Annotated in this window: 19 protein-coding genes; 7 read left to right on the top strand and 12 right to left on the bottom strand. The window is 60.9% G+C overall.

The window, feature by feature from the left end; genetic code table 11:
* Nucleotides 1–5 precede the first annotated feature (5 nt).
* A complete protein-coding gene (locus CK627_RS14200) occupies nucleotides 6–533 on the top strand; it encodes a hypothetical protein (RefSeq protein WP_254425313.1) in 528 nt (175 codons plus the stop codon).
* Here the strand turns inward: CK627_RS14200 and CK627_RS14195 are convergent.
* Complete coding sequence (locus CK627_RS14195; protein ID WP_026139059.1) at nucleotides 508–960, bottom strand: hypothetical protein; 453 nt, start codon at nucleotides 958–960, stop codon at nucleotides 508–510. The genes CK627_RS14200 and CK627_RS14195 overlap by 26 nt on opposite strands.
* Entirely contained in the window at nucleotides 944–1,765 is an 822-nt protein-coding gene (locus CK627_RS14190) for a hypothetical protein (RefSeq protein WP_095592676.1), read from the bottom strand. Before CK627_RS14190 ends, CK627_RS14195 begins: the two co-directional genes overlap by 17 nt.
* A gap of 94 nt (nucleotides 1,766–1,859) precedes the next feature.
* Between CK627_RS14190 and CK627_RS14185 the strand changes: the two genes are divergently transcribed.
* Nucleotides 1,860–2,708 (top strand): DUF1194 domain-containing protein, encoded by an 849-nt coding sequence (locus CK627_RS14185; RefSeq protein WP_095592675.1) that lies wholly within the window; start codon nucleotides 1,860–1,862, stop codon nucleotides 2,706–2,708.
* 141 nt (nucleotides 2,709–2,849) lie between these two features.
* Here the strand turns inward: CK627_RS14185 and CK627_RS22650 are convergent, their stop codons facing one another.
* The 4 genes from CK627_RS22650 to CK627_RS14175 form a co-directional block, all read right to left on the bottom strand.
* Nucleotides 2,850–3,137 (bottom strand): DUF6966 domain-containing protein, encoded by a 288-nt coding sequence (locus tag CK627_RS22650; protein ID WP_157737189.1) that lies wholly within the window; start codon nucleotides 3,135–3,137, stop codon nucleotides 2,850–2,852.
* 148 nt (nucleotides 3,138–3,285) lie between these two features.
* Nucleotides 3,286–4,452 carry a hypothetical protein gene (locus CK627_RS14180; protein WP_095592674.1) on the bottom strand — a complete coding sequence of 389 codons (1,167 nt, stop codon included), beginning with the start codon at nucleotides 4,450–4,452 and terminating at the stop codon, nucleotides 3,286–3,288.
* Between the two features lie 115 nt (nucleotides 4,453–4,567).
* A complete protein-coding gene (locus tag CK627_RS22645; protein WP_147323357.1) occupies nucleotides 4,568–5,179 on the bottom strand; it encodes a hypothetical protein in 612 nt (203 codons plus the stop codon).
* Nucleotides 5,180–5,504: 325 nt separating this feature from the next.
* Entirely contained in the window at nucleotides 5,505–6,908 is a 1,404-nt protein-coding gene (locus CK627_RS14175) for a GumC family protein (RefSeq protein ID WP_017764350.1), read from the bottom strand.
* A 159-nt stretch (nucleotides 6,909–7,067) separates the two neighbouring features.
* Here CK627_RS14175 and CK627_RS14170 point away from each other — a divergent pair, with 159 nt between their 5' ends.
* Genes CK627_RS14170 through CK627_RS14160 form a run of 3 tightly spaced genes read left to right on the top strand, consistent with a single transcriptional unit; the run spans nucleotide 7,068 to nucleotide 10,038 of the window.
* A complete protein-coding gene (locus CK627_RS14170) occupies nucleotides 7,068–8,168 on the top strand; it encodes a glycosyltransferase (RefSeq protein WP_095592673.1) in 1,101 nt (366 codons plus the stop codon).
* 44 nt (nucleotides 8,169–8,212) lie between these two features.
* Nucleotides 8,213–9,406: a glycosyltransferase family 2 protein gene (locus CK627_RS14165; RefSeq protein ID WP_095592672.1), complete on the top strand. Its 1,194-nt coding sequence runs from the start codon at nucleotides 8,213–8,215 to the stop codon at nucleotides 9,404–9,406.
* Complete coding sequence (locus tag CK627_RS14160; RefSeq protein ID WP_095592671.1) at nucleotides 9,403–10,038, top strand: sugar transferase; 636 nt, start codon at nucleotides 9,403–9,405, stop codon at nucleotides 10,036–10,038. Before CK627_RS14165 ends, CK627_RS14160 begins: the two co-directional genes overlap by 4 nt.
* A 494-nt stretch (nucleotides 10,039–10,532) precedes the next feature.
* Here CK627_RS14160 and CK627_RS14155 read toward each other — a convergent pair whose 3' ends face one another.
* The 6 genes from CK627_RS14155 to CK627_RS14130 all read right to left on the bottom strand — a co-directional run bounded on the left by CK627_RS14155 (nucleotide 10,533) and on the right by CK627_RS14130 (nucleotide 16,661).
* Nucleotides 10,533–11,534: a glycosyltransferase family 4 protein gene (locus CK627_RS14155; RefSeq protein ID WP_095592670.1), complete on the bottom strand. Its 1,002-nt coding sequence runs from the start codon at nucleotides 11,532–11,534 to the stop codon at nucleotides 10,533–10,535.
* A 75-nt stretch (nucleotides 11,535–11,609) separates the two neighbouring features.
* Complete coding sequence (locus CK627_RS14150) at nucleotides 11,610–13,097, bottom strand: SpoIIE family protein phosphatase (protein ID WP_095592669.1); 1,488 nt, start codon at nucleotides 13,095–13,097, stop codon at nucleotides 11,610–11,612.
* A gap of 10 nt (nucleotides 13,098–13,107) precedes the next feature.
* The gene (locus CK627_RS14145) at nucleotides 13,108–13,776 is read right to left on the bottom strand and encodes a CpsD/CapB family tyrosine-protein kinase (RefSeq protein ID WP_005301417.1); all 669 of its coding nucleotides are present in this window, start codon (nucleotides 13,774–13,776) and stop codon (nucleotides 13,108–13,110) included.
* Between the two features lies 1 nt (nucleotide 13,777).
* Nucleotides 13,778–15,883: an SLBB domain-containing protein gene (locus tag CK627_RS14140; RefSeq protein ID WP_095592668.1), complete on the bottom strand. Its 2,106-nt coding sequence runs from the start codon at nucleotides 15,881–15,883 to the stop codon at nucleotides 13,778–13,780.
* Nucleotides 15,884–15,900: 17 nt separating this feature from the next.
* Nucleotides 15,901–16,317, bottom strand: coding sequence for a hypothetical protein (locus CK627_RS14135; protein WP_095592667.1), 417 nt, complete (start codon nucleotides 16,315–16,317; stop codon nucleotides 15,901–15,903).
* The gene (locus CK627_RS14130; RefSeq protein WP_005301420.1) at nucleotides 16,314–16,661 is read right to left on the bottom strand and encodes an STAS domain-containing protein; all 348 of its coding nucleotides are present in this window, start codon (nucleotides 16,659–16,661) and stop codon (nucleotides 16,314–16,316) included. The genes CK627_RS14135 and CK627_RS14130 overlap by 4 nt, the downstream gene beginning before the upstream one ends.
* Nucleotides 16,662–17,002: 341 nt before the next feature.
* Between CK627_RS14130 and CK627_RS14125 the strand changes: the two genes are divergently transcribed.
* Together CK627_RS14125 and CK627_RS14120 are read left to right on the top strand one after the other, a co-directional pair.
* Nucleotides 17,003–17,494, top strand: a complete 492-nt coding sequence (locus tag CK627_RS14125) for a putative pterin-binding protein (RefSeq protein ID WP_005301421.1) — start codon at nucleotides 17,003–17,005, stop codon at nucleotides 17,492–17,494.
* An 8-nt stretch (nucleotides 17,495–17,502) separates the two neighbouring features.
* Nucleotides 17,503–19,326, top strand: coding sequence for an ATP-binding protein (locus CK627_RS14120; protein WP_254425312.1), 1,824 nt, complete (start codon nucleotides 17,503–17,505; stop codon nucleotides 19,324–19,326).
* Nucleotides 19,327–19,410 lie beyond the last annotated feature (84 nt).

Genomic DNA, 19,410 nt, shown 5'->3' with positions numbered 1-19,410 from the left:
AGCTTATGCCGCATCAGAACGTCACCCACATAAAGGCTTACGGGCGCCAGCGTGCCGGGCGTCGTCCCCGCCACATCAAGCTTGCCGCAGGCTTGCTGCTCTCCTTGCTGCCCTCTTTGCTACCCTCTTTGTTACTCACTGGCTGTGCCCGCCAGACGCCCACCGAGGATCCCTTCCCCATGCTGGCGCAACTGCGCCAGCAGCAGTTGGCCGAGCAGGCCCAGCTGTCGCTGACTTATCAGGATGAAGCGGTGATGTTGGCGGCGGATCAGGAGCAGCAGTTGCACCAATTTCTCGGCCAGCGGGATCCGGCGAAGATAGCCCTTATCAGCGGCCCCGGGCCGCAGACCGACATGCTGGAGAGTGCGCGCCTTGCCAGCAGCCGCCTTGGCAAGCTGGCCAGCCTGCTCAGTGCCCGCGCCATCGAGCTCGAACCGCGCTACGACCCCATGCTGGCCCCGAACAGCCTGCTGATCCGGGTGTTGCCCGTCGACGCGGCGAGCCCCCTCAGCGAGGCTCGCCAGGCGCAATAAGGGCAAGACAGGCTGCAGGTAGCGCCACCCGATAGAGGGGGGCCGGTGCGTCGCCCCACAGCTTGTGCCAGCCCTGATGGAGGCGATAGGCCAGCAGTGGCGGCTCCGGGTGCCACTGCCCCTGAAACATCACCCCCTGCAGCTGGCCTTTGCCTGCGAGCCGTACCGACATGGCCTCCCGATCCGGGGCCACCGCTATCGCCTGCAAGACCCCGTCACAATCTGGGTGGCGCAGCCGATAGCCCACATAGGTGCCCCCCAGCAAGGGGCTGGCCCCCTGTCGCAGCCAGCCGAGATGGCGGAGCTCCTGCAGCATCTGACGCGTGCCATCCACCGGTTGGCGGTGCTGATAGCGCCACCCCATGGCGCCGGTGGAGGCCAGTGCCAGCAGCATCAGCCAGAGATAACCCCTAATCGGTGGTGACATGGCGCCCCCTTCGAAACAGCAGTGTCATTAGCAGCAACAGCACCAGCCACTGGTAGAGCTGGGCGAGCGTGCCGGTATGCAGCCAGCCGTACCAGCGCAGATCCAGGCTCATCAGCACCAGCCGCAGCTGGTTGCTGCCGATGTAGAGCAGCAAGACCAGCCCCAGCAGGGGCAGCTGACGGTGCAGCGCCCGCCCCGGGGCGAGCCAGCAGGAGGAGACCAGCCAGGCCAGCGCCACCAGATAGAGCTGGGAGAACGAGGAGCAGCCCTTGAGCACGATCAGGGCATGGCCCCCCACCCGCTCGATGCGATTGCCGCTTTGCACCGTCTCCCACCCCAGCAGTTGCAGCCACTGACCCACTCCCCAAGCATCAAGCGCCAGCACGGGGCCGGAGCAGAGGGCAAAGAGCTGCTGCCCCCACAACACGGCCAGGGTGAAGGCCACCACTATGTGCAGCGCGGCGCGCTCGTCCCAAGGCTGCTGGCGCCGCCACAGGCTCGCGGCCAGCAGCAGGCAGGCCAGCGCCTTGCAACTGGCGCTCGGGATCAACAGCAGCAGCGAGAAGAGCAGCAGAGCGGCGCGGCCAGGTTGCCAGGCTGGCGCAACCCGCGATGCAATTTGCCACCAGATGGCAATCAGCAACACCACCAGCAGGTTGAAATGGCCCGTATTGAGCCACACCATGGCCCACTGATTGACCAGCCCCAACAGCAACCAGTTGGGCGCCCACTGCCAGGGACGGATCTCCATCGCCTCACCCCGCACTTGTTCGTTTTCATCCTGTTCGAAGACCGCAAATTTCATGCCTGCCGCTGATACCTGCAAAGTGGCACGCTTTATTCATTCTCCCCATCGGCACTGAGGACCAGGGCCAGGCCCCAAGGAGAAGGAGTGAGTTATGAGACTAAAACCGTTGGCAGGGCTGGTGGGGATGCTGCTGGTCAGCGCCCCCGCCTACGCTTTGACCGAAGTGGATACCGAGCTGCAACTGCTGATGGATGTGTCGGGCAGCGTCAGCGCATCCGAATTCAACCTGCAGTTGCAGGGCTATGTGGACGCCTTTTACAGCCAGGCGGTGCAAGACGCCATCCTGGATACCAGCGACGGCAAGCTGGGCACCATCGCCGTGCAGATGGTGATGTGGAGCGGCTCGACCCAGCAGGCGGTGATGACCGACTGGTTCTACCTCTATGACATGACCTCCATCAACGAGTTTGCCGCCACCCTGGACGCCCTGACACGCCCCTATTCGGGGATGACGGCGCCGGGCTCGGCCATGGAGTTCGGTGCCCTGCAGTTCGATACCAACGACTTTACCGCCACGCGCCAGGTGATGGATGTCTCAGGTGACGGGATCCAGAACGCAGGGCTGGATACCTCCACGGTACGGGATCAGCTGCTCGCCTCCGGCATCGATACCATCAACGGCATCACCATAGGCCAGGACTACCCCGATGGGGTGCTGCAGGATTGGTATCTGAACAATATCGCCGGCGGTGAGGATGCCTTCGTCATCAACGCCACCACCTTCGCCGATTTTGGCAGCGCCCTCGAGCTGAAACTCGCGGCCGAGATTGAGGGGGGGATCATCCCGGAAGGGGCGTTGGCGGCCCCCATCGAGGAGATCCCGCTGGCGGCCCAGCTGCTGCTCGGCATGCCCTTGCTGCTGGCCTGGCGCTATCAGCGCCGTACTCAAGGCCGCAATCAGCAGAACGCCGGATGGCAACGGATGCCTGCCATCGGCTAGTTAATCACCCGTGTGTTGCGATTAGGGAGCTGATGCTCCCTGATTTTTTGCTGGTGCTATGACCTGAACGTTCAATTTAACCGGCAGGCAGCAAGGCGAAAACAGGCGAATACGTCGGCCGAATTGAATAGGGATTAGGTGTTATTTTGCCTGTAATTCATCATTGTACAGTTGCTTAGCCAACGACCAGATTTCACCAAGTATTTCTTGTAATATTCTGTTTGTTTTATCTACGGCAAAGTCTTGCACCTCATGCCCGTTAATAGGATGAATAACGAGATCATTTAGGCTTCCCATACCACCGAAGGCTGAGAGTAAATGCTCAACGCCTTTAAAATCCCGCCTTTCTATGAGCGCAGCATCATGAGCAAGCCATGTGCTCCAATGTTTTTCTTTTACAGATTGAAGCAACTCGATAGCTTCATTCATGCATTTCAACAGTTTTACTATATCAGGATGCATAAACACCTAACGCTTGAGTTAACCCACCGTAAGTCAGTAGGACATTCGACACCTTTCTGTAATATGTTTCTTTAACTTGCCAAAACATCTCATATTGCTACTTCTTAGGTGAATCTCACCAATCCATATTTGCAGCACGATCATAAGCCTCCGTCAGATAGTCAACAAAACCTTTCATATCCTCAATTGATGCAATGGCATTACTGTAAGTAGTGTCAGAGGCATAAGTAAGGATGCTTGGTAGAGTACTTTTTATGTATATTACCTCAGGGAAAGTATTCGACTCCCAATAGAACTGCATGAATTCCTCGATAGCGTTTAATGCTTCTTCCTCTTGAAATTCAGTTCCGCTCTGCATAGAGAATCGCGAACATCCAATCTGATGGGGCATAAGCAGAGGTACGGCACCGACCCCAGAGTGGATTTGAAATGCCTCCCCATTTTTGCCAAATGCTCCATGAGCCATGTAATTTCTTATTTGCCTTTTTATCGTAACCAATCTGTCATAGTGTGGTTTTATCGAAGGGTCTTGGATATCGAGGCAAACCTTAAATTTTGTCGCCCAATCTTTGTCAGCTAGATTTGCTACATCTTCACCGGTTAATAAATGACCTTTCAAAATTCCAGCATGAATGAACACGTGCTCAGTAAAACTATAAAACGCATCAATTGCTGAGAGGGCTAGCCATTCTGACTCCTTCCTTAATTCATAGTAGGGCATATGCACACTCCAGGAATTTTCGGAGTGCTGCGTTCTTATTATTTCATCTTTTCTAGAAAGCGCATCATCTGCCTTTTTTCTGGACTCCTCAACCAAAAATGAATACCTATCATGTAACCTTAAACTGTGGTTTATAACATTTAGCTCTGATTTCTTGGCAGCTTCGCTGGCAATCCATTCAAAGTAAGGCTGGGCAATTTTTATTGCCTTTTTGATTTTTTTAACGATTTCTTGGCATTCAGATTCTTGATTCTTTTTGTCTGAAGCGAACAACCCCATTCCTAACTTTCTATGTTCCAGTAAATAGGCCGTTCCGTTGTAATCAATTGGAACAGACCAAGAGACTTTTTCGAATTGACCTAAGTTTTTGTAACCGAGAAGATCCACAAATAAGAAATACACCAAGTAATAAGGAGGCAAAGCCTTACCCGCATCCGTTCGTTCTGCGATAAATAAAAAATTCTTCTCAGCTTTCGTACCTTTTTCAACCGCAGAAAAAATTGGATCAAGAGCCTGTACAACTCTCTCCCTCAAACTATCAATTTCATCTGGAAGATTCATCATATTTTCCTTACACCTAACGCCGCATTAAGGTGTGAGCAGCGCTTGGCTATACTTGAGCGAAGCGAAACTACCAAGCGTTGCGAATCACTCTTAAATGCTTTGTTATGTGTTTTTAGCACAAAATTTCGTCATACAAAGCATAAATATCTTCACCATTTGCTTGTCGCCTAATCAAGTTTTGAACAATATCATATGTTCCATCATGCCTTGCTGCCACCTGCCATTCTCGAAGTTGAAGTATGTATTTTTCTATTGTTGGTGCTTTTACTCCAAAGGTTTCAGCCACATCCTCGATTGGCGTACCTTGCTCCACTAATTCTGCAGCAGATTGCCAACGACCGACTCGGTTGGAAGTAGATATTAAAGCCTTATTTCTGTAACGAAACTCCGCTATCTTTTCTCTGTATTGCTGATATTGTTCGGAGTAAAGATCTAAAAATTCACTGCAAGATTCGCTAGAACTCAGAGTTTCATCCGTTAATTCAAGTTTTAGTGCTTGCGCTATGGATTTTGCATAAGACTCTTGACGATGAGTTGGCGGCTTTTTATCATCAGGCACAAAACTTCTAAGCATGTCTATAATTCGCTCAGCATTGTAACTATATAACTTCAAATCATCAGATTTAGCATGTTCAGAAATTATATTGTATAGACTCGTCGGAATTTCAAAGCTGATTCTTGCCTCACCGACAACTATTTCAGCAACAGATACTTCATTACTCATACTGCTTTCAAACTCCAAATTTTAATAAAACACATAACAGTAATTAGATGGAAGGCGCTATTAATGTGTTAGTAACGCCTTCCATCTAACTCCGCCCTACCATATGTCACTACAATCAATATATCTTTATAAGATCGCCGAATTACCAACCAGCCTCTGATTTATAAGCGTATTATCAATGATCGGCAGCGGTTCCACTTGTACCACCATGATAAATCACAGTCAAGAAGCTGCCTGAGTGACATAAAAGAGGCCTCATCATGAGGCCTTATCAGAAATATTCGGGTTCAGAGTGGTGGCCTGCCTTGACGGCGGCCGGCAAATATCAACCCGGCACCTCCACCAGTGGCGGCTGGGCATGGGCCGTCTGGCCGCTGTGGGCATGCACAGGCTCACAATAGGGGATCCGGCTTAGCACCGGCGCCTTGATAAGCGCTGCCAGCTGATCGGTGCGGCGCAGGCTGGTATCCGCCAGTTCAATCAGCAGCGCCAGGCCGCAGCCGAGCCCCAGGCCCCCCACCATGCCGGCGATCAGAAACAGCCAGAGCGGGTAGTTGCTGGGTTTGCTCGGGGCGAAGGGCCTGTCGATCACCTTGATCCGCTCGCCGGGCTCGAAGCTGCCGAGCGCCCCGGTCACCTTGGCCTTTTCGTAGCGCAGCAGCAGATCCTGATAGAGGGAGCGCTTGACCTCGAGATCGCGCTCCAGCTCCGCCAGCTGGCTCTCCGTTTCGCCCTGGGAGGCCACCACCCTGTTCAGATCGTCGAGCTGGGCCTGCAGCGCGGCGGCATTCTGCTCGGCCTCGGCCAGCTGCGCCCTTGCCTGATCCCATTCGGGCCCGACCGCCACGCCGGGTTGGCTCTTCTGCTGTTCCAGCTCCTGCTGCAACTGCTCAATCTGGTAGCGCAGGCTCTGCACCTCGCTGTGCTGATCGCTGTAGCGCACCCGCAGCAGGGCCAGCTCGGTTTGCATCTGCTGCAACTTCTCCTCCAGACTGCGGGTCGTGGCCCCCTCCTGGCCGTGGGAGAGCTGCTCGACCCGGGTCTTGGCCTGCTGCAACTGAAGCAGGCTCTCGGCGTGGCGATCTTTCAGGCCGTAGAGCCGGGCGGCGTTGGCATTTTGCTGATCCGGCAGGGCGCTGGCATGCTCGCGCTTGAAATCCGCCAGCAGCTGTTCGGCCCCCTGCAGCTCGCTGCGCCGGCTGTCGAGCTGGCTTTGCAGGAAGCGCTCGGAGGACTCGGCCGACTGGCGCCCCTTGTTCAAGAGGTTGAAGAAGAAGCGGCGCGAGACGGCCTCCAGCAGGCCGGCGCTGCTCTCGGCCGAATCGGCTTTGACCTTCAGCTCGATCACCTCGTCCCCGATGAGACGGATGGAGACGGACGCCGAGAGCCAGTCCATGATGGCGTCGCGCTTGGCGGGCGGGGTGTTGTCATCCACCAGCTTGCGGTCCCGCGCCACCCCGTCCATCACGTAGCGACTGCGCAGCATGGCCTCCAGCACCGCGAAGCGATCCTTGAGGCTCTCCTGGGTGATCAGATCCTTGAGGGTCGGCGTCTGGTTGGAATCCTGCGGCACCATGAAGGTGGTGCGGCTCTCGTACACCTTGGGGCTGAGCACGCCAATCCCCACCCCCACCAGCGGCATGACCAGAGCCGGCATCAGGATGAGATAACGGCGCCGCCAGGCGGCGAAGAGGATGATGTAGAGGTTGTAGTAGAACTGGACCGGCATGGCGTCACTCCCCTCAAGGCAGGTATGGCATTCCACGAATGGAGGAGGAAATGCAAGGGTAATGCCAGCAAGCGGGCCAACATGGCAGACGTTGTGGTACAGGATTCGCATAGTCCCGCTCAGGGCCCGGGAAGGGCCGACAACTGTGAGGAGAGCGCCATGCCCACCACCACCCGGTCAGCCAGCACCGCCATCGTGCAAATCGTTCAGCACCTGCAGCCAGGGGGGCTGGAGACCATGGTGCTCAACCTCAGCCAGGCCAACGAGTGCCACCAGCCCATGCACATTGTCTCGCTGGAGGGGAGCAAGGAGGCGCTGCTCGCCGCCTGGCCCGCCCTGGGGCCGTTCGCCGGGCGGATCCACTGTCTGGACAAACCCGCCGGCTGGTCGCTTGCCACCCTCTATCGCCTCATCCGCCTGCTGCGCCAACTGCGCCCGGCGGCGGTGCACACCCACCATCTGGGCCCGCTGCTCTATGGCGGGCTGGCCGCCCGGCTGGCCCGGGTGGCGTGCCTTATCCACACCGAGCATGACGCCTGGTATCTCGACGATCCCCGCCAGCGCCAGCTGGCGGGGCTGGGGCTGCGCACCTTGCGGCCCACCCTGGTGGCAGACGCCACCCCGGTGGCGCACCAGCTGCAGGCGAGGCTCGGCGCCATCCAGGCCCAGGTGATCCCCAACGGCATCGACGAGGGGCGCTTCGTCCCCGGCCCCGCCGAGCTGGCGCGTCAGGCACTGGGCTTGCCCCTCGGGGTGAGGCTCATCGGCTGCGCCGCTCGCCTTGAGACGGTCAAGGGTCACCACCTGCTGCTGGAGGCCGTGGCGCGGCTCTCCCCCGAGGTGCATCTTGCACTGGCCGGGGTGGGCAGTTTGCAAAATGCGTTGCAGCAGCAGTGCCGACTGCTGGGGATTGCCCATCGGGTGTACTTTCTCGGTCTGGTGGAGCAGATGCCCCGCTTCTATCAGGGGCTGGACCTCTTCTGCCTGCCGTCGCTGGCGGAGGGGATGCCATTGTGCGTGCTGGAGGCCCAGGCCTGCGGCGTGCCGGTGGTGATGAGCGCGGTGGGGGCCGCCGCCGATATCGTCTGCCCGGCCAGCGGTCAGCTGCTGGAGACGCGAGATCCGGCTCTGCTGGCGCAACTTCTGGCACAGGGGTTGCTCAACTCTCGTGGCCTGCGCACCGTCACCCGGGAATTTGTCTGTGAACAGGGCAGCCTGAGCCGGATGGCTCAAGCCTATCAGGCGCTGTACGCCCGCTGAGGCGATGCCATCGACACGCGAAGAGACAGCAAAAGGAGCCTCCCATGGAATGGATCATGATCGTGTTCTGGCTGTGTGCAGCCCTGGTGGTGTACCACCATGTGGGTTACCCCCTGCTGCTCAAATGGGTTGGCAAACGGGCCTGCTCACGCCAGCACCAACCGACCCCGCACCAACGGGGTTTTCGGACCGAGGTCGGCGATGAGCAGCTCCCCGCCATCACCCTGGTGATGCCCATCTACAACGAGGCGACCACCCTGGCGGCCAAGCTGCAGAATCTGGCCAGCCTCGACTACCCGGCCGACAAGCTGGCGGTGCACCTGCATTTTGATGGCTGCACCGACGACAGCTATGCCATTGCCCTCTGCCAGCTCGGGGATCCCGCCCTGCTGCAGCTGCAGATCCGGCTGTTCGAGCACCCGCGCAATCGTGGCAAGGTGGCCGTGCTCAACGAGGCGATGACCCAGATTGACACCCCCCTGGTCGCCTTCAGCGATGTGTCGGCCCTGCTGCCCATCGACAGCCTGCTGCTGGCCGCCGCCCACTTTCAGGATCCCGCCGTCGGCGTGGTGGGCGAAGCCTATCGCTTCTGGCAGCCAGGCTCCCAGGGTGAGGCCAGCTACTGGCGCTATCAGAGCCAGATCAAGCTGTGCGAATCCGCCCTTGGCAGCATGCTGGGGGCCCACGGCGCCTTCTACGTGATGCGCAGTGACTGCCTGGCGCCGCTGGCGCCCGATACCATCAACGACGACTTCATCCTGCCGATGCAGGCCATCGCCAGGGGCTACAAGGCGGTCTATGACAATCGCTGCGCCGCCCTTGAGCTGGAGGTCTCCGATGCCCAGCTGGAGTCCAAGCGCCGCAAGCGCATCGGTGCCGGCAACACCCAGCAGTTGCTGCGTCTGCTGCCGCTGCTGCACCCCAGATTCGGCTGGGTGGCGTTCAACTTCGCCAGTGGCAAGGGCTTGCGGGTGCTCATGCCCCTCTGCCTGACCCTGCTGTGGCTGTGCGCCATTCCGCTGGCCATTTACTCGCCCCTGTTCGCGGCGCTGCTGGCCGGTCAACTGCTGGGCTACGCCCTGGTGCTGCTGATCCAGCTCACCCCGCTGCACAACTGGCCCGGTCTGTTTCGCAAGATCCACTATCTGGTACTCGGACACTGGTACAACGGCATCGGCTCCCTGCGCTACGGCCTGCGGATGCTGACCCGCCCCACCTCACAGGAGAGAGCAGCATGAAACACCCCATCCCCAAAGCGACCCAGGTGCTCAAGCGCATCATGGATCTGGCCGGTGCCAGCCTCGGCCTGCTGCTGACCCTGCCCCTGTGGCCACTCATCATGCTGGCCATACGGCTCGACAGCCCGGGCCCGGTGTTCTTTCGCCAGCTGCGCATTGGCCGCAGCCACGCCAGCCACACCGAGCTCTTCTTCATGATCAAGTTTCGCACCATGCGCTCCGATGCCGAGGCGGGCACGGGGCCGGTCTGGTGCGGCAAGGCCGACAGCCGGATCACCCGCAGCGGCAACTTCCTGCGCAAGACCCGGCTCGACGAGCTGCCCCAGTTCCTCAATGTGCTCAAGGGGGAGATGTCGCTCATCGGACCGCGGCCGGAGCGCCCCGGCATCGCCAACCGGCTGGAAGATGCGGTGCCCTTCTTTATCGAGCGCACCTATGAAATAGCCCCCGGCATCACAGGGCTGGCCCAGGTCAATCAGGGCTATGACGAGTCGCTGGACGATGTGCGCAGCAAGCTCGCCTTCGATCTCGCCTACTCGGTGACCCTGCTCCACCCCTGGCGCTGGCTGCTGCAGGACATGCAGATCATCGGCAAGACGGTCGCCATCATGGTGGGCAAGAAGGGGCGCTGAGCCTCACCCTGCTGCCGGATTTCGGGCCACTGCCTAGGCGGTGGCCCGATTCTTTTCACCTTCAACCACGCCAGCCTGTCGGGCCTGCATCCCCTTTTCATCTTCTTGCCGACAGCGAGCTGCGCCGACGCTGCCCTCACTCGCATCTCTTACCAGAACGTCGCCCCTCGCCATCCCGGGGCGGTTTGCGTCGCAACCTTCCCCCGGCGCCTGCAGTGGCTCCCAGCCAGGGGGAGCCAGAGGTCGCGGCCTGCTTCCTCAGCAAAGTGCTCGTGGGCAAGCGGCTTGGCGCAGCCTGTGCTGTGCCACCTCGTCAGGCGTCTGACGGACTGAGGAGGCATCCAGCCGCACCATCTCCAGCGTCAGATAGGCAGAGCAGAGAGCGCGAGGCTGACAGGGAGAGGGGTTGACCGAAGGCGCAGCTCACAGCCATAAAAAAAGCGAGTGGCCTGGCCACTCGCTGCGCTTGCTGGCGGTGTGCCGGCGGCCCGGGATCAGCCGCCATAGACAGCCAGGATGTCGCTCACCCTGTGGTTGACGCTGTAACCCCGGGCGATGGTCTGGCGGGCGGCCAGGCTCATGGCGCCCCGCGCCTGCTCGTCGCGACTCAGCCAGTAGTTGACGATGGCCGCCATGTCCTGCACCTGGCCCGGCTCCACCAGCCAGCCGTTGGACTTGTGGTCAATCAGCGACACCAGCCCCCCCACCGCAAAGGCGCAGACCGGAATGCCGTGGGCCATGGCCTCCAGCGCCACCAGCGGCAGCCCCTCGAAGCGGGAGGTGATGCAGAGCAGATCGATATGCTGCCACTCGTCGGCCATCCGGCGAAAACCGTGAAACTCGACGCGATCTCCATACTGCATGCTGAGATCCCCCATCAGCGGCCCCTCACCATAGAGGTGAAAGCTCCCCTCCGGGCAGAAGGCAGCCAGCTGGCAGAACGCCTGGGGCCCTTTCTCGGCGGAGAGGCGACCGACGAAGGCGATGCGATTGCCCGCCACCGCCACGGGCGCTGAGGGCATGGGGACAAAATTGCTGATGACGGTGCTCGGCACAGGCAATCTGCGGGCGATGGGCTCGCTCACTGCGATGCACTTCGCAAAGCGGGCCGTGAACCGGTCGAGCCAGCTGTAGAGTTTCAGCCAACCCTCCCCGTCATCCCCGCTGTGAAAAGTGGAGACCACGGGCTTGCCGCTGCACCAGGCGGTGAGACGCCCCAGGATCCCGGCCTTGTAGCCGTGGGTGTGCAGCAGCACGAAGCCGGGCTGGCCAGCCAGCACCCGCACGAAGTCACGGCTGTTGCGACAGACCCGGTATGGCAGCCCCTGTTGCCTCAGCAGAGTGACAAAGGGGGTCATACCGTGATCCGCCACCAGCACTATGGTGGTGTTCAGACCCCGCGCCAGCAGATCGCGGGCAAGGTGGGTGATGTGGATCTCTATCCCGCCGACCTGGCGGGCATCAATGGCGAGCCAGACCTGATGTGTTGGCAACATGGGCAACCTCCTCTGGTGGCGTCGGGCCACCTGCAGCGGGGGTTTTGCATAGAGTGTGCCAGCAGTTTGGGGGCCTCAGTCGGCAGGAAATGCCACCAGCAGCAGGGTCATGTCATCCGGGGCCTTGTCGGCCCGCTCGTCAAACCAGGTGGCGATGGCCAGGGCCAGCTGCTCCAGGCCGGGTGCGGGGGTGAGACAGATCTGCTGCAGCTGCGCCTCCCACAACTGGCGCTCGGCGGGGTCCCGGCTCTCCAGCAGGCCATCGGTCCAGAACAGCAGGCGCTCACCCGGCTGCAGCTGATGCTCGCAGGTCTCGAAGTGGGGATCCGGCCGCAGACCGGGCAAGGGGCCGGTCACGCCGAGCGGGTGCATTCCGTCCGCCCCGATGAGCCAGGGAGCCGGGTGCCCGGCGCTGGCCCAGCGGACGCGGCCCGCCTCCCCCAGCTCGATGCAGAGGGTGGTGAGCAGGGTCGCCCCCAGCAGGGGATCGCTGTGCACGGCGGTGGAGAGGGTGGTCAGCAGGCTGGCAGGGGATCGCTGCTCGCTCTGGGCAGTCAGCAGACCGCGCAGATAGCCCGCGTAGGCGTGGGCGAAGAACTTGGCCTCGGCATCGTGCCCCATCACGTCCCCAAGCCACAGCACCCGCTCCTTCACCAGCAGGAAATCCCCGCCCCCCACGGCGGCGGCGCGGGTCTGCAGCGCCAGCTGATAGCCGTGCAGCTGATTGGCCGGCAGCAGGGGGCGCAGGGCCGAGGTCATCCGCTGATCCAGCTGATCCCCCCACTGGGCCTTGAGCTGGGCCGACCGCTTGAGCACCCGGGCGACCGCCAGCTGCAGCGCCTGCTTGGTGATGGGCTTGATCAGAAAATCATCGATGCCAAGGGCGCCGGCCCGGCTCTGGGTCCATTGATCATGGTGGCCGGTCAGAAAGATGAAGGGGACCCCGCGCATCTTGGGATCCTTCATCAGCTGCTGGCGCAGGGCGAAGCCGTCGATCCCCTCCATCTCGATGTCGGAGAGCACCAGATCCGGCGGCTGGCGTCCCAGCGCCTGCAGGGCCGCCAGGGGATCGGCAAAGCTGTCGACCTGATAGTGGTCGTGCAGATAGCCGGTGAGCAGGGTGCGCATCACCTTGTCATCGTCGATCACCGCCACCATGGGCATCCGCCGAGGAGCGTGCCGGGCCCGCAGGATCACCCGGTTGCGCCCCTGCTGGTGACTGAAGCTCACTTCCTCAAACAGGCTGTGCACCAGCGCCAGACCATAGCCCCCCTCCTGCGGCTCTGCCGGCAGGGGGTTGGCCGCCAGCGTTGGCTGGGGCCCGCCGTCGTCATCCAGTTGCAGACTCAGGCCCGACTCATCCTGCTGCAGGGTGAGCCAGAGCTGGCTCGCCGGCGGCTCGCCATGGCGCACGATATTGGTGGCGAGCTCGCTGAAACAGAGCAGCCAGTTGGCCTGCTCCTCGGGGGCAACCTGAAACAGCGCCAACCCTTGCGCCAGACGGCCGCGCAGCTCGCGTACCGACTGCAGGGTGGCGGGGGCGGATCGCAACCACTCTTTCATATCGTCTCCCTCAGATCCGGAAGTTGAGCAGCATGCTGCGTCGGCACCAGCGTTTGAGCCACTCGGTCAGCCGGTTGCTCGGCAGCCGGTTGAGTTCGCGCAGGATCTCGCTGGCCAGCCCCGGATTGACCCTGTCGTTGAACACGGCCCCCAGCAGATTGGCCTCGGCCCGGGTCAGCTTCTCCACCGCGCTCTGCACCATGGTGGTCGGCGTCACGCCGGCCAGCACCACCAGCAGGGCTCCCTCGCAGGCGGCGCACACCTGATCCGCCGGGATATTGCCCCGGTTGAGGGCGTTGAGGGGTGAGGTATCGAACAGCACAACATCATAGTGCTCGAGCCAGCGCACCAGCAGGGCGCGCAGGGTCTCCTTGTTGCGAAAGGCCATCAGATCCTTGCCCGGCGCCGGCAGCACCGCCAGGGCGTGGCCCTGGTGCTGGGGCTCGGGCACGTCGTTGGGCCCCCAGGCCTGGCCGGCGGGCCGGCCCGGGTGATAGAGGTTGAGATCCACCAGCAGGGTCTTGAGACCGTCAGCCTCGGCGCGCCGGGCCAGCGCCTCGCAGATGGTGCTGACCCCCTCGCCCCCCTCGGCCGAGGTGACCGCCAGGGAGCGGATCCCCCGCGCCAGGGTCGAGGCGTAGAGCGACTCCAGTTCCAGGTACTGGATCGGGATGCTCACGTTACAGGGTTCCCACCAGGGCGACCACCGAGATGGTGGTAAGAATGTCACGCATCCCGTCCATGAAGATGGCCCAGTTGCTGCTCTTGCTGTCGGGGATGAAGACGGTGTCACCTGCCCTGAGCACCGGCAGCTTGCTGAAATCGGGCTCCTTGGCAAAGCCGTCCAGATCGAAGGTACGGGCCTGATCCCCCTGGCCGCTGACGGCCATGTTGATCACCACGATCTTCTTGATGTAGGCCGAGCTGGTGGGCCCGCCGGCTTCCGCCAGCAGATCCAGCAGGGTCATGGAGGAGTTGAAGCGATAGCGGCCCGGCCGGGCGATGGCCCCCAGCACCCTTATGGTGTTCTCCTTGGGCTCGTCGAGCCAGGGGCGATTCTTCTCCGGCAGGTAGATGGAATCCCCCGGCAGCACCTTGGGCAACAGTGTTTCGTCGCCGGTCTCGAAGTAGAGGGAGAGATCCAGTTTGCTCACCCGCGCCGTGCTGCCGTTGCGATGGGCGATGCGCACGTTGCGCAGGTCTGCCGCCTGGGTCGGGCCGTCTGCCGCCGAGAGGATGTCGATAAAGCCCATCTCCTCGTTGAAGGCGTAGCGACCGGGGGCGCCGACCTGACCGAAGATGTAGATGGAGCTGTCCGGCGACTGGCGTACCCACTGGGATTTGTTGTCGCTGGGATCGGTGGGCAGCTCGGGGATCATGATGGTGAAGCCGGCGTGGATCCTGGGCAGGCTGCCAAGGGCCCCCCCCTGATGGAGAAACTTGTCGAGATCGAAGATGGTCGGGGTCGCCATCCCTCCCTCCGAGGTCAGGATCTGCACCTTGGCGATGTCGGCCCGCTCGTTGGGACCGCCGGCATGGGCGATGAGATCGAGCAGCGACATCTCGTCAGACCATTCATAGCGGCCGGGAATGCGCACCGCCCCCATCACCATCACCGCCCGCCCCGGCGCCACTTTCAACCAGGACTTCTCGTTGATGTCGGTCTTTTCCGGCACGAAGATGGCGTCACCCGGCCTTATCTGCGGCAGGTTTTTCTGCATGCCCTCGGTATAGGCCTGCAGATCGATGGGTTCGACCGCGCCATTGGTGCGCAGCAAGCGGATCTGGCGGCTCTCGGCATAGCGGGTCGGTCCGCCGGCGTTGGCCAGGATGTCGAGGAAGGTATCCCCCTCCCGTCCCTCATAGGCGCCGGGCTTGAACACCTCCCCCATGATGTAGATGGTGCGCGCCCCGCGCTTGATCTGCTCCTCGTCCTTGGGCACGAAGATGGTGGCGCCGGGGGCCAGTGCCGGCAGCAGCTTGTTGTTGCCCGAATCGAGGTAGGCCTTGAGATCGAACAGCTCGGGGGCATCCCCGTTGATCACCCGGATCCGCTCCACCCCGGCAAAGCGGGTCACCCCGCCGGCCCGCATCAGCAGATCGACGATGGAGTTGCCGCTCTTGAAGCTGAAAGCGCCCGGGCTGTTCACCTCGCCAAACACCTTGATTGCCTTGCCGGTGTCGCCATCCCCGCCGGCGGCCAGGGTGGCGGCATCGAAGTCGATCTGGACGTTGCCGATAAGGGGGGATGCGGGCACGAAGACCACGTCGAGGGATTGCAGCGGGGGCAAGAGACCGGCATCGCCGGTATCGAGATAGCGCTTGTAGTCGAAGCTGGAGACGGTGTCGCCGCGGCGCACCTGCATGTTGTTGAGCTGGGCCCCCGGCACCAGGCCGCCGGCCGCATCCAGCGCCATCTGCACGTTGCCATCGGGCGCCAGATCATAGCTGCCGGGCTTTTTGACATAACCCATGACGCTGATGAGCAGCCGCTTTTCCAACAGGGTGATGGTCAGCTGGGAGAGGTTATTGTAGACGGGCTTGAGGGCGGTGCGAATGATGGCGTCCGCCTGGGGGAGCGTCTTGCCGCCCACCACCACGGTCCCCACCTCGGGCAGTTTGATTTCTCCCTGCTTGTCGATCTGGAAGGGCTTGTCGAAGGCGGCCTCCCCCGGCTGCACGATTGAGAGCCGATCGCCCGGCGCCAGCAGGGTGCTTGCCAGCAGCGGACAGGTAAACAAAAACAGAACAACCGCGATAAATCCCTTGATAGCGCCCCGATCCATAGACATCCTTTTTATTGTTACGTTTGCCTCCACTGACGCAACGGAAGTCCAGACCAGCTCCGGCTACAACCCCCACTGGTGGTCTTTTCCAGCTGCAAACGCACCTGCTTCAACGACTCGGCCAGCATGGCCTGACGCCAGGCTACGTCGGCCCAGAGTCGGCCATGTACATCCCGTACTATATCAACTCGTTGAGATTGTAGCTGTTTTAGCCCAGCCGGCATGCAGTCGCGCAGACCCGCCTGCTGCAGGCTGACCAGTTGCTGATCGAGCTTCTGTTGACGCTCATCATAACCTGACAGCAGGCGTTGTTCATCCTCATTTAACGGTAACCAGGTGGGTCTCAGCTCGGCCATTCCCCCCTTGCCCTCGGATGGCCATTGCGCGCAACCCGCCATCAGCAGCGAGATCCCGAGCACAAGCCAGTGCGTCATGATGCCACCACCATGCCGGATGACTGCATGTAGGCTTTCACGTTCTCATGACAGGGAATGACCCGGTTGATGTGCAGCATGTCCAGCAGATCGCGGGGCTGACCCGGACCACAGATGATCTCCAGATGATGCCCGTTCATCACCAGCCGCTTGTGGAGAAACACCAGGGCACCGATCCCGGAGGAGTCGATGAAGTGCACGTCTCGCAGATCCGCCAGCACATCACCTGTGTACTCCGACAGCTTTTCAAATAAGGGGCGCAATTCACTGACGGCCATCGCATCAAACTCGCTTTCCAATGCCACAACCTGAGTGTCGTTAAGGGTGTAGGTCATGCTTTCCATGTTGAAGCTCCTTGTCTATGCCAGGACGGTTTCGTTCCATGCCATACCCAGTAAAGCAAGAGCCGTGCCTGGCAAGAAAAAGACCCAAAGAAACCCTGTTTTTCACCTTAACTAGAGAAGCACATCGGCCACGGCAAGGGGAGAATTCCTTGCCAATTTGCAACATGGCTCATCCTTCTCATTGCAAAATGCGATGAAAAGGCACTCTCACCCCCTCTTCACCCCCGTCTAAGCCACGCCAGCTGCCGCTTTCCACTATCAGGCACGCTTATTGCCTTGCCTCTATGCCAGGCCCGCCGTTGCCCTGGCATCTGCTTCTCACGGTTCCATGGAGGAAGGTTATGAGACTCAATTTTTATATGGCTCCCCTGCTGGCCATTCTTTGCGCTACCGCCCAGGCGACTCCCGATCCCGACAGCGCCCAGCTCAGGGTGGAAGGCGCCATTACCCAGCCCAACTACCAGCAGGACGCCCTGTGGGACACCGCCATGCTGGATCAACTGCCCGAATACGAGATCAAGACTCACACCCCCTGGTATGACGAAGAGAAGACCTTTCGCGGCCCCCGTCTGAGCGATCTGCTGGCCAAGGTGGGCGCCAGCGGCAAGCAGCTGACCATCACGGCGCTCAACGACTACTCGATCCAGGTGCCCACCAGCGATGCCGCCCAGTATCAGGTGATCCTGGCCCGCAGCATCGATGGCAAGCCGCTGTCGGTGCGTGACAAGGGGCCCCTGTTCCTGATCTACCCGTTTGATCAATACCCCGAGCTTCGCAACAAGCTCTATTACGGCCGTGCCATCTGGCAGATCAACAAGATCAAGGTGGAGTGAACCGCATCATGCAATCCATGGCAGCCAGTCAGCGCTCCCTGTTCGTCGTGCTCTGCGTGCTGTTGCTGGCGTTTGCCGGTATCGGTACCGTCCAGTACCGGCAGTTCGAGGAGCTGCAGCACAGCACCAGTCAGGGTGAAGACAACGTCATGTGGAACTATTTCCAGCTCTACAACGAGGCGCTGCGCTTTCAAAATGCCCTGAAAAATGAGCCGCGGGTCAAGTTCCAGCTCAGATACGACATTCTGGTCAGCCGGATTGAGCTGGTGCTGGAGAGCAAGGATCGCAACCTGCTGCAACATACCCAGATTTATCAGCAGGCCAGCAAGGAGATGCGCCGCTTCATCGCCCTGGCCGATCTCTGGCTCGGGCCGGTCCAGCACAAGCCGCTGGATCAGGCGGCCCATCAGCAACTTGATCAACAGCTGACCTCCCTGCTCCCCCAGCTCCACCAACTGACCCTGGAGGTCAACGAGCAGGCGACCCTGCTCGACGTCGCCCGCCGCGAGGGGGTCCGCCAGCAGATCATCACCACCAGCCTGATCGCGGCCCTGCAGTTTGCCCTGCTGTTCGTGCTGGCCCTGCTCATCTGGCGGCAGATGAATATCTCGTTCCTGCAGCACAAGCTGATGCAGCAGCTCAACGAGAAGCTGGTGCGGGCCAACCGCGAGGCCGAAGCGGGTCAGCGGGCGAAAAGCAGTTTTCTGGCCAACATGAGCCACGAGATCCGCACCCCCATGAACGGCATACTCGGCATGTTGTCGCTGCTGGCGGATCGCACCATGGCCCCCAGAGAGCGGGAGTACCTGGAGACGGCCCGGGAGTCAGCCAACCATCTGCTGGGGCTGCTCAACGACATTCTGGATATCTCGAAACTGGAAGAGGGTCGCATCGAGCTGCAGCTCGTGCCCCACCATCTGCCCAAGCTGCTGGAGGACATCCGGGCCCTGATGCAGAGCAATTGCGATGCGAAGGGGATCAAGCTCAGCCTGACCCTGGCCCCCAACACGCCGGAATGGTTGATGATGGACCCCCTGCGGGTGCGCCAGATCCTGTTCAACCTGCTCAGCAACGCCATCAAGTTCACCCACCAGGGCGAGGTGAACATCAGGGTGGACAGCCAGCCGCTGGACAAGGAGCGTCATTCGATTCGGATCGCGATTCAGGACACCGGCATCGGCATGAGCAAGTACCAGATGGGCAACCTGTTCCAGCGCTTCTCCCAGGCCGACATCTCCATCACCCGCCAATATGGTGGCTCGGGGCTGGGCCTCGAGATCTCTCGCAACCTCGCCCGCCTGATGGGGGGCGACATCTCGGTCGAGAGCCACGAGGGGTTCGGCAGCACCTTTACCTATCTCTGGCCTGCCCAGGCGACCACCCCGTCGATGACCAGCCTGCCCAGCAAGCCGATCAGTCAGGAGAGCTATCGCATCTTGCTGGTGGACGACAACGCCACCAATCGCAAGGTCATCGGTGCCATGCTCGCGTCTGCCGGTCATCGGGTGACGCTGGCGCTGCAGGGGGAAGAGGCGCTGGCCAGACTGGCGCAAGAGACCTTCGACATCGTGCTGATGGATGTGCAGATGCCGGTGATGGACGGACTGGCGGCCAGCACCCATATTCGCGCCTCGCGCCAGAGCTGGGCCGACATTCCCATCATCGCCCTGACCGCGGATGCCATGCCCGAATCGAAGCAGTACTATCTGTCTCACGGCATGAACGGCTACATCACCAAGCCCATCAGCAAGGAGACGCTGCTGGGGGAGATCAACCGTCACCTGGTGCGCGAGCAGCGCAAGCGCACCATGACCCTGGGCAATCAGGCTTGAAGCGGCGCCGTGCGCTAGAACGCAGCGGCGTGAAGGTAGCAGGCGCTGGCTCGACGATGCGGGCGCCCACCATGGGCGCCCGTT

The sequence above is a fragment of the Aeromonas dhakensis genome, assembly GCF_002285935.1.
GTDB lineage: Bacteria > Pseudomonadota > Gammaproteobacteria > Enterobacterales > Aeromonadaceae > Aeromonas > Aeromonas dhakensis.
This window is presented reverse-complemented; position numbering and strand designations above follow the sequence as displayed.